The 9889-nt window shown below is 73.0% G+C and carries 6 protein-coding genes; 4 read left to right on the top strand and 2 right to left on the bottom strand.

The window, feature by feature from the left end; translation table 11 throughout:
* The first annotated feature begins 215 nt into the window (after positions 1-215).
* The 3 genes from ABZ371_RS23240 to ABZ371_RS23250 all read left to right on the top strand — a co-directional run bounded on the left by ABZ371_RS23240 (position 216) and on the right by ABZ371_RS23250 (position 5922).
* On the top strand, positions 216-1421 hold the full coding sequence (locus tag ABZ371_RS23240) for a hypothetical protein (protein WP_358682834.1): 1206 nt from the start codon (positions 216-218) through the stop codon (positions 1419-1421).
* A 596-nt stretch (positions 1422-2017) separates the two neighbouring features.
* Entirely contained in the window at positions 2018-2812 is a 795-nt protein-coding gene (locus ABZ371_RS23245; RefSeq protein WP_358682836.1) for a putative protein N(5)-glutamine methyltransferase, read from the top strand.
* Positions 2813-2925: 113 nt separating this feature from the next.
* Positions 2926-5922 carry a bifunctional [glutamine synthetase] adenylyltransferase/[glutamine synthetase]-adenylyl-L-tyrosine phosphorylase gene (locus ABZ371_RS23250; protein ID WP_358682838.1) on the top strand — a complete coding sequence of 999 codons (2997 nt, stop codon included), beginning with the start codon at positions 2926-2928 and terminating at the stop codon, positions 5920-5922.
* Between the two features lie 53 nt (positions 5923-5975).
* Here the strand turns inward: ABZ371_RS23250 and ABZ371_RS23255 are convergent, their stop codons facing one another.
* The gene (locus tag ABZ371_RS23255; protein ID WP_358682840.1) at positions 5976-6905 is read right to left on the bottom strand and encodes a phosphatase PAP2 family protein; all 930 of its coding nucleotides are present in this window, start codon (positions 6903-6905) and stop codon (positions 5976-5978) included.
* A gap of 147 nt (positions 6906-7052) precedes the next feature.
* Positions 7053-8096, bottom strand: a complete 1044-nt coding sequence (locus ABZ371_RS23260; protein ID WP_358682842.1) for a LacI family DNA-binding transcriptional regulator — start codon at positions 8094-8096, stop codon at positions 7053-7055.
* A 360-nt stretch (positions 8097-8456) separates the two neighbouring features.
* Between ABZ371_RS23260 and ABZ371_RS23265 the strand changes: the two genes are divergently transcribed.
* On the top strand, positions 8457-9728 hold the full coding sequence (locus ABZ371_RS23265) for an extracellular solute-binding protein (RefSeq protein ID WP_358682844.1): 1272 nt from the start codon (positions 8457-8459) through the stop codon (positions 9726-9728).
* The last annotated feature ends 161 nt before the right edge of the window (positions 9729-9889 follow it).

Raw genomic sequence — 9889 nt, forward strand, 5'->3', positions numbered from 1 at the left:
TACCCGCTCGCGTGCTCGCTGACCTCCCCGGTGAACGTGCCCGGCGTCAGCCCCTGCCGACCAGGCCGTCGAGCCCCGAGGCCCTGGGCCGTCCGTGGGCCGTCGGCCGAGGCGCCGTCCGGGCTTCGCGCGCGGCTGGGCCCCGGCGCGGGGAGGTGATCCTTCCGTTATCCGGGTGAGGGCAACCCGACGGGCGGGTGCGCTGTCGAACCCGTGTGATCAGACGTGAACTCCCCCCTCTGTGTGCCGTCGTCGTCGCGGCCGCCCTGCTGCTGACCGCCTGCTCCGGTGGTGCGGCCGACGGGAAACCGGCGCACCCGGTCTTCGACGCGCCGGTCGGGCAGCAGCCCCGCCAGGCACTGCTCGCCACCCAGGCAGCGGGCACCGCACGCGTGACCCAGTCCCTGACCTTCACGTCGGCGGCGGGTGACACGGTGCAGACGTCGTCGGGACGGGTCGACTTCGCGGGCGGAACCGCCGTCGGCTCGACCGGCTGGACCCTCCCGGCGAAGCTGCCGGAAAGGGCCAAGGACGCGCTTCTGGGTACGCGGCTCGGCGAGGGCCGGCCCCCGGCCCGGGTGCGGTCGGTGGTCGAACCGGACACCATCCGGCTGCGCGCCGGGGAGGCCGGCTACTGGCTGCGCTATGACGGGGCCTCGGCGGCCTTCGGCAGTGACGACGCCATCGACGCGCTGCGGGGTGCCGAATCCCCGCTCGGCGGCACGCTCCTCGAGATCGTGAGCGGGGCCCAGAACGTCGAGGAGTCGCCGGCGGGCAAGGGCGGCGGTCGGACCTATCGGGCGAGGCTCACGGCGTTCAACGCCCTGCGGATGTTCTCCGAGGACCTGCGTGCCGAACTGACCAGCGACATCGACCCGAACGGTACGGCGACCCCGGTGGCGCTCGGCCTGTCGGTGGACGACGAGGGCCGCATCGTCGGGGCGGAGGCGGACTTCTCCGCGCTGCTCGACAGGAAGGGCAGCGCGCTCGCCGGGACGACCGGGCTGCGCGCCGAACTGGAGGTGGGCGGTTTCGGCACGTCCGCGCCGGTCCTGCCCCCGGCGTCGGAGCGGACACTCGACGCCAAGCGGTTCACCACCGCGGTCGGTGAGGTGAAGGACGGCGCGTGTGCCGATCTCACGACGGGGACCCGCATCCTGGACCTGGTCGTGTCCGTCCCCTGCACCGGTCCGCACGAGGCACGCGTCTTCGCCCACGCGAAGTTCGGCGCGACGTACCCGGGCGACGACAAGGCCCAGCGGATGGCGGGCGAAGCCTGCGGCGAGGCCTACGCGTCGGCTCCCGACGCGTGGACCGGCGAGGGCGGGGAGAAGGACCACTACTGGTACACCTGGCCGGGCAGGGGCCGGTGGGGCGTCGGGGCGGAGCCGGTCGTCAGCTGCTTCGTCCTGACGCGGTGACGGACGACGCCCCTCGCGTCCCCGTCCGGGCCGGCCCCGGGCCGGGGCCCGCTCCACCCGCCGTCCGGTGAGGGGCGTCGGGAAGGGCGGGGGCACGCCTCGCGCTGCGGGACGATCCGCGTACCGCGGAGGCGGTCGACCGGGTCGGCCCGCCCGGACCCGGCTTCGGGCACGACCACCGGGCCGGCGCGCCGCGGGACCGGTCGAGGCGCCGGCGGGACATCCGGTGCCGGTCGGGCTCCGGCCGCCGCGCGGGCGGCGAGCCGCACCGGGCCACCCGGCCGCGGCCCGCCCCGGCGGGAGCCCCGGTCTGGGGGCGGCCGGGCCGCGAGCGACCGTCCGGGTGACCGGCGGGCCCCGCCCCGGTCGGCCGGTGGCCTCGCCACCCGTCCGCGAGCCCGTGCGGCAGCCGCCGGAGACGGCCGGCGGCCGGGCCCGTTCTGGTAACGTGCCGCTTCCCGAGACCGGGACCGACCCAGGAGGTGAGACCCATTACCGCTGTTCCAGCACGGGTGCTCCTCTCAGGCCGTCGCGTGGCCGACACGGCGTAGAGCGACGCGGAGCGCCCATCGGATTCCCCCGAAAGGCTCCGCCGCATGTCGTCGTCGACCCCGCCCCTCACCCTCTCCTCGATCACCACCACGCTCCGTGCCGCCGGCTGTGTCTTCGCCGAGGACGAGGCGGACCTCCTCCTGGCCGCCGGCACGGACCCCGCCCGGCTCGCCGCGATGGTGGAACGCCGTGTCGCCGGACTGCCGCTCGAACACGTCCTGGGCTGGGCGGAGTTCCACGGCCTGCGCATCGCGGTGGACCCGGGCGTCTTCGTACCGCGGCGCCGTACCGAGTTCCTCGTCTCGCAGGCCGCGGCGCTCGCCCCCGCCGGGGCCGTGGTCGTCGACATGTGCTGCGGTTCGGGCGCCCTCGGCGCCGCGCTGGCATCGATGCTGCCCGGGGTCGAACTGCACGCCGCCGACGTCGAACCCGCAGCCGTGCGGTGCGCGCGGCGCAACGTCGGCGGGCTCGGCACGGTGTACGAGGGCGACCTCTTCGCACCGTTGCCCGCGTCGCTGCGCGGCCGGGTCGACGTGCTGCTCGCCAACGTGCCCTACGTCCCCACCGGAGACGTCGGGTTCCTGCCCGCCGAGGCGCGCGTCCACGAGCCGCGGGTGGCGCTCGACGGCGGGGGCGACGGGCTGGACGTCATGCGCCGTGTGGCCGCCGAGGCCCCGCACTGGCTGACCCCGGGGGGCAGCCTGTTCGTCGAGACGAGCGAACGCCAGGCGGCGCGGGCCCGGGAGACCGTCGGCGCGGGCGGGCTCGACGCGCGCGTCGTCGTCTCGGAGGAGCTGTACGCGAACGTGGTCATCGGGACCCGCAGCGAGCGCCCGTGAGACACCCGCGGACCCCGGCCGGCCGTCCGGGGCCCGCCGCCGCTCCGGAATCAGCGGCACGCGGCTAGGCTCGGAAGCCGGATGTGTGGGATCGGCGGGCAGGAGAACGCGGGATGACGACGGTGCCGGGACGCAGGAGCAGTACGTTCACCCGACTGCTGCGGCACGGTTTCACCGACCCGTCCGCCGCCGAACGGCTGCTGGACCTCCCCGAGCTGTCGTCCGTGCGCGCCGATCCCGTGCTCCTCGACGCGCTCGGGGCGACCGCCGACCCCGATCTGGCCCTGCGCGGCCTCGTCCGGCTCGTCGAGGCCGTGGAGGCCGACGGGCGGCAGGTGCTCCTCGACACGCTCGTCACCGCCAAGCCGCTGCGCGACCGGCTGCTCGGTGTGCTCGGCGCGTCCGAGGCGCTCGGGGACCACCTGGCGCGGCACCCGCGTGACTGGCACGCGCTGGTCACCTACGAGGCGACCGACCTCCACCCCGGCGTCGCGGAGTTCGAGCACATGCTCGCCGGCGCCACCGATCCGGACGCGCTGAGGGTCGCCTACCGCCGGTCACTGCTGTCGATAGCGGCCCGTGACGTGTGCGGTACGACCGACGTCGCCCAGGTCGCCGCCGAGCTGGCCGACCTCGCGACGGCCACCCTGCGCTCGGCGCTCGCCGTCGCGAGCGCCGCCGCGCCCGCCGACGCGGCGCAGTGCAGGCTCGCCGTCATCGCCATGGGCAAGTGCGGCGGGCACGAGCTGAACTACGTCTCCGACGTCGACGTGATCTTCGTCGGTGAGCCCGCCGAAGGGGCGGAGGAGAGCGCGGCCCTGCAGGCCGCCACCCGGCTCGCCGCCCACATGATGCGCGTCTGCTCCGACACCACCGTCGAGGGGACCATCTGGCCCGTCGACGCCAACCTGCGCCCCGAGGGACGGAACGGGCCGCTCGTGCGGACCCTGTCCTCCCACCTCGCGTACTACCAGCGCTGGGCGAAGACCTGGGAGTTCCAGGCACTGCTCAAGGCCCGCCCGGTCGCCGGCGACCCGGCGCTCGGCGCGGAGTACGTCGAGGCCGTGTCGCCCCTGGTCTGGCAGGCCGCCGACCGGGAGAACTTCGTCGGTGACGTGCAGAAGATGCGCCGCCGCGTCGTGGACAACATTCCCGTCGACCGGGTCGACCGGGAGCTGAAGCTCGGCCCGGGCGGGCTCCGGGACGTCGAGTTCGCCGTCCAGCTGCTCCAGCTGGTGCACGGGCGCAGTGACAGCACGCTGCACGTCGGTTCCACGCTGGAGGCGCTGCGGGCGCTCGCCGACGGCGGGTACGTCGGGCGGGCCGACGCGGCGCAGCTCGACGAGGCGTACCGCTTCCTGCGCGCCATGGAGCACCGCATCCAGCTCTACCGGCTGCGCCGCACCCACCTGGTGCCCGAGGAAGAACCGGACCTGCGGCGGCTGGGGCGCTCCCTCGGGCTGCGCGCGGACCCGGTCGTCGAGCTCGACAAGGCCTGGCGGCGGCACGCCTCCGTGGTGCGCCGGCTGCACGAGAAGCTGTTCTACCGTCCGCTGCTGGACGCGGTCGCCCAGCTGGCACCGGGCGAGACCCGGCTCAGTGCCAAGGCCGCCGTCGTCCGGCTGGAGGCACTCGGCTACGCCGATCCCGCCGCCGCGCTGCGCCACCTGGAGGCGCTGTCCTCGGGTGTGTCCCGCAAGGCCGCCATCCAGCGCACACTGCTGCCGGTGCTGCTCGGCTGGTTCGCGGACTCCGCCGATCCGGACGCGGGGCTCCTCGGTTTCCGGCAGGTCTCCGACGCGCTCGGCAAGACCCCCTGGTACCTGCGGCTCCTGCGCGACGAGGGCGCGGCGGCGGAGAACCTCGCCCGCGTGCTGTCGGCCGGCCGCCTCGCCCCCGACCTGCTGATGCGCGCCCCGGAGGCCGTCGCCCTCCTCGGTGCCCCGGAGGGACTGCGGCCCCGTGACCGTGCCCACCTGGAGCAGGAGGTGCTGGCCGCCGTGAGCCGGGCGCCGGGTGCGGAGGCTGCCGCCGCGGTGGCGCGCGGGGTGCGGCGGCGGGAGCTGTTCCGCACGACGGCGGCCGACCTGATCAGTTCGTACGGGACCGAGGAGAATCCCGCGGAGGCGGATCCGGGGGCGCTCGTGGACCGGGTCGGCTCCGCGGTCAGCGATCTGAACGCCGCCACCCTTTCGGGGGCCCTGCGCGCGGCGGTGCGTGCCCGGTGGGGCGACACCCTGCCGACCAGGTTCGCGGTCATCGGCATGGGCCGCTTCGGCGGGCACGAGCTGAGCTACGGCTCCGACGCGGACGTGCTGTTCGTGCACGCGCCGCGCGAGGGGGTGAGCGACGAGGAGGCGGCCCGGGCCGCGAACTCCGTCATCGGCGAGATGCGCCGGCTGCTCGAACTGCCGACGGCCGATCCGCCACTGCTGATCGACGCCGACCTGCGGCCGGAGGGCAAGAGCGGTCCGCTCGCGCGCACCCTCAAGTCGTACGAGGCGTACTACCGGCGGTGGGGGCTGGTGTGGGAGAGCCAGGCCCTCCTGCGGGCGGAGCCGGTGGCGGGGGACGAGGAGCTCGGTCGCGCGTTCATCGAGCTGATCGACCCGCTGCGGTATCCGGCGGGAGGGCTGGGGGACGACGCGGTGCGCGAGATCCGGCGGCTCAAGGCCCGCATGGAGTCGGAGCGGATGCCGCGGGGAGCGGACCCCACCCTCCACACCAAGCTGGGGCGGGGCGGTCTGAGCGACGTCGAGTGGACCGTGCAGCTGATGCAGATGCAGCACGCCTGGGCCGAGCCCGGGCTGCGCACGACGCGTACGCGTGAGGCGCTGGCCGCGGCGTGCGCGGCGGGGCTGATCCCGGCCGAGGAGGCGCAGACGCTGGACGAGGCGTGGGTGCTGGCCACGCGGGTGCGGAACGCGGTGATGCTGGTCCGGGGCCGCGCGGCGGACACCTTCCCCTCGAACCCTCGGGAGCTGACGGCGGTGGGACGCTACCTGGGGTACGAGCTGGGGCACGTCGGGGACATGCTGGACGACTACCGGCGGATCACCCGGCGGGCACGGGCGGTGATGGAGGAGCGGTTCTACGGAACGGCGGGGTGAAATGCCCGCCGGGCGGCGGCCCGTGAGGCCGTCCCCCGCCTCCGGGGACGGCCTCAGTCCCGGGGCCCCGGGTCGGCGGCGGGGGCCGCACCGGGGAGCAGGGCACGCAGCCGGCTCCGCCCGGCCGGGCGGGGGGCCTGCTTCGGCAGGCGGTGCGGCAGCGAGCCGTACCAGCCGTACGAGAGCGCGTAGCCGAAGGCCAGGCAGGCCATTCCGCCGACCGCGTCCAGCCAGAAGTGGTTGGCGGTCGACACGATCACGACCAGCGTGGCGCACGGGTACAGCAGGCCCAGGATGCGGGCCCATGGGGCGGCCGCCAGGGCCCATATGGTCAGACCGCACCACAGGGACCAGCCGATGTGCATGGACGGCATCGCCGCGTACTGGTTCGACATGTGCTTGAAGTTGCCCGAGGCCATCGAACCCCAGGTCTCGTGCAGCATGACCGTGTCGATGAAGTCGCCGCCGCTCATCAGGCGGGGCGGGGCCAGCGGGAAGAGGTAGTAGCCGAGCAGGGCGACCGCCGTGGTCGCGAACAGGATCAGACGGGTCGCCGCGTAACGGCCCGGATGGCGGCGGAACAGCCACACGAGCACACCGATGGTGATGACGAAGTGCAGCGTCGCGTAGTAGTAGTTCATGGACACGATCAGCCATGTCACCGAGTTGACCGCGTGGTTGACCGTTTCCTCGAAGGCCAGCCCGACGCCGTGCTCCAGCGACCAGATCAGGTCCGCGTTGCGCAGGGCGGCCGTCTTCTGCTCCGGCACGGCGTTGCGAACGAGTGAGTAGAGCCAGTAACTGACCCCGATCAGCAGGACTTCGAACCACAGGCGCGGGCGCCGGGGGCTGCGCATCGAGCGCAGCTGCGAGGACCACCGCGAGCGGGACCCCGCAGGCTCGGCGAGGGTCGCTCCGGCCGCGCGGGGTGACGGGGTGACCGCCGTGCGGTCTTCCTGTGTGGTCACGTGCGATTCACCCATAGGCGCAGAGTCTGCCAGATACGTACCCGTCTGCCCGATGATCCTCCGGTCGGGTACCGGCCGCACGTCGTGAAGCTTAAGGCCTGGCGCACGGGCGGAAGCACGCCCCCCGCGCCCGGGTGCCCGCCGGTCCGCACGGGGTGGTCCTCACCGGCGTGCCACGGGCCCGGACGAGGTGCCCGGCCCGGCGGCCGTCGAACCGCGGACGACCAGCTCGGGCATGAACACGAACTCGCTGTGAGGGGCGGGCGTGCCACCGATCTCCTCCAGCAGCGTGCGCACCGCGGCCTGCCCCATCGCCGTCACCGGCTGCCGGATCGTGGTCAGCGGCGGGTCGGTGAAGGCTATGAGGGGTGAGTCGTCGTAGCCGACGACCGAGAGGTCGCGCGGCACCTCCATCGAGAGCCGGCGGGCCGCCCGGATCGCTCCGAGGGCCATCATGTCGCTGGCGCACACCACCGCGGTGCAACCGCGCTCCATCAGCGCCGAGGCCGCCGCCTGGCCGCCCTCCAGCGTGTAGAGGGAGTGCTGGATCAGCTCCTCGACCTCCTGGGCGGTGAGGGCGAGCTGCTCGCGCATGGTGGCGTGGAAGCCCTCTATCTTGCGCAGCACCGGCACGAAGCGCTTCGGGCCGACGGCGAGACCGATGCGCTGATGCCCGAGGGCCACCAGGTGCGTGACCGCGAGCCGCATCGCGGCCCGGTCGTCGGGGGAGATGAACGGCGCCTGCACCTTGGGGGAGAAGCCGTTGACCAGCACGTAGGGGACGCCCTGCGCGCGCAGCTGTTCGTAGCGCCCCATGTCGGCGGAGGTGTCGGCGTGCAGTCCGGAGACGAAGATGATGCCCGAGACCCCGCGGTCCACCAGCATCTCGGTGAGTTCGTCCTCGGTGGAGCCGCCTGGCGTCTGTGTCGCCAGCACCGGTGTGTAGCCCTGCCGCGTCAGCGCCTGCCCGATGACCTGGGCCAGGGCGGGGAAGATCGGGTTCTCCAGCTCCGGCGTGATCAGGCCGACCAGCCCGGCGCTGCGCCTGCGCAGGCGTACCGGGCGTTCGTAGCCGAGGACGTCGAGCGCCGCGAGGACGGATTCGCGGGTGGTCGCCGCGACACCGGGCTTGCCGTTCAGTACACGGCTGACCGTCGCTTCGCTGACCCCCGCCTGAGTTGCGATATCGGCAAGCCGTGCGGTCATGGAAGTGGACTGTACCGGGCGCGTGTCGGATTGCCCACCACGCGCGGGATCCGCGGTCCGCGGCCCGGCCGGGGAGGGTTTCCGCCGCCTTCGCGGCAACATCTTGCAAGACCTTGCGGGCGCCACCCTGCCTTGCGATGCGATCGTCGTACCGCCCGCCGGGAGGCGCCTGGCCTGCTGTCGGCAGGGTCGGGTGGCCTTCGTCAAGAGGCTTGACGGCAACCTTGAGGACACGCCAATGTAACGATCGGCGGTGCTTGCAGAAATCTTCCGCAAGGTCTTTCGGTGGCCTTTCATCCTTGTTACGTTCACGTCGACCCGGCGCCGCGACGGAGCGGTACGGCAGTTGAAGGAGTTCAGATGCGACGTGGCATAACGGCCACCGCCCTGGTCGCGGCCCTGGCGCTCGCGGCGACCGCCTGCGGCAGCGACGACGAGTCCGGCGGCAGCAAGAGCTCGGGCGAGCTCTCCGGCACGGTGACGTGGTGGGACACCTCGACCGTCGGCAGCGAGGACAAGGTCTTCAAGAAGATCGCCGAGGGTTTCGAGAAGAAGCACCCGAAGGTCGACGTCAAGTACGTCAACGTGCCCTTCGGCGAGGCGCAGAACAAGTTCAAGAACGCGGCCCAGGCCGGCGCCGGCGCCCCCGACGTCATCCGCTCGGAGGTCGCCTGGACCCCGGAGTTCGCGGACCTCGGCTACCTCGCGCCGCTGGACGGCACCCCGGCGCTGAAGGACGAGAAGGACTTCCTGAAGCAGGCCGCGGCGTCGACCCGGTACAAGGACAAGACCTACGCGGTCCCGCAGGTCATCGACTCCATGGGCATCTTCTACAACAAGAAGATCTTCGCGGAGGCCGGTGTCGAGGTCCCCAAGAACATCGGTGACCTGAAGACCACCTCCCTGAAGATCAAGGAGAAGACCGGCAAGACCGGTCTCTACCTGCGCGGCGACGACGCGTACTGGTTCCTCTCCTTCCTCTACGGCGAGGGCGGCGACCTCGTCGACGCCTCCTCCAAGACGGTCACGGTCGACAAGCCCGAGGGCGTCAAGGCATTCAAGACCGTCAAGGACCTGGTCGACTCCGGTGCGGCCAAGACCGACGCCACCGACGGCTGGGAGAACATGCAGTCGTCGTTCAAGGACGGCAAGGTCGCGATGATGATCAACGGCCCCTGGGCCGTCGCCGACACCCTGACCGGCAAGGAGTTCACCGACAAGGCGAACCTCGGCATCTCCCCGGTGCCGGCCGGTTCCGCCGGGCAGGGCGCCCCGCAGGGCGGCCACAACCTCGCCGTCTACGCGGGCTCCAAGAACCTCGACGCCTCCTACGCCTTCGTCGACTACATGACCTCGGTCGAGACCCAGGCGCAGACCGCCGGTGAGCTGAACCTGCTCCCGACCCGCACCTCGGCGTACTCCAAGCAGGAGGCCGCGGACAGCGAGATCGTCCAGTTCTTCAAGCCCGTCGTCGAGACCGCCGTCGAGCGCCCCTGGATCCCGGAGACCGGCAGCCTCTTCGCGCCGCTGGTCACCGAGTACACCAAGGTCCTCACCGGGCAGTCCACGCCGGAGAAGGCCGCGTCGACGACCGGCGACTCCTACCGCAAGCTCCTCAAGGGCTGGAAGTAACTCAGGAAGGCAGGCCGACTGATGGCTGTCCACACCAGCCAGTCGGTGGCGAAGGCCGCGGGCGACGACGTCGCCCGGGGGCGGGCCCGGGGGGCCGGGTTACCCCCCCCCCCCCCCCCGCGCAAACCGGGCCAGGGGGGGCGCCCGGTGGCCGGGGGCCA

It is taken from the genome of Streptomyces sp. NPDC005899 (assembly GCF_040629645.1).
Taxonomy (GTDB): domain Bacteria; phylum Actinomycetota; class Actinomycetes; order Streptomycetales; family Streptomycetaceae; genus Streptomyces.

Excerpts from the sequence above, each read along its gene's own strand:
- ABZ371_RS23260 (WP_358682842.1), bottom strand. The coding sequence starts at position 8,096 with ATGACCGCACGGCTTGCCGATATCGCAACTCAGGCGGGGGTCAGCGAA.
- ABZ371_RS23250 (WP_358682838.1), top strand. The coding sequence starts at position 2,926 with ATGACGACGGTGCCGGGACGCAGGAGCAGTACGTTCACCCGACTGCTG.
- ABZ371_RS23255 (WP_358682840.1), bottom strand. The coding sequence starts at position 6,905 with ATGGGTGAATCGCACGTGACCACACAGGAAGACCGCACGGCGGTCACC.
- ABZ371_RS23265 (WP_358682844.1), top strand. The coding sequence starts at position 8,457 with ATGCGACGTGGCATAACGGCCACCGCCCTGGTCGCGGCCCTGGCGCTC.
- ABZ371_RS23245 (WP_358682836.1), top strand. The coding sequence starts at position 2,018 with ATGTCGTCGTCGACCCCGCCCCTCACCCTCTCCTCGATCACCACCACG.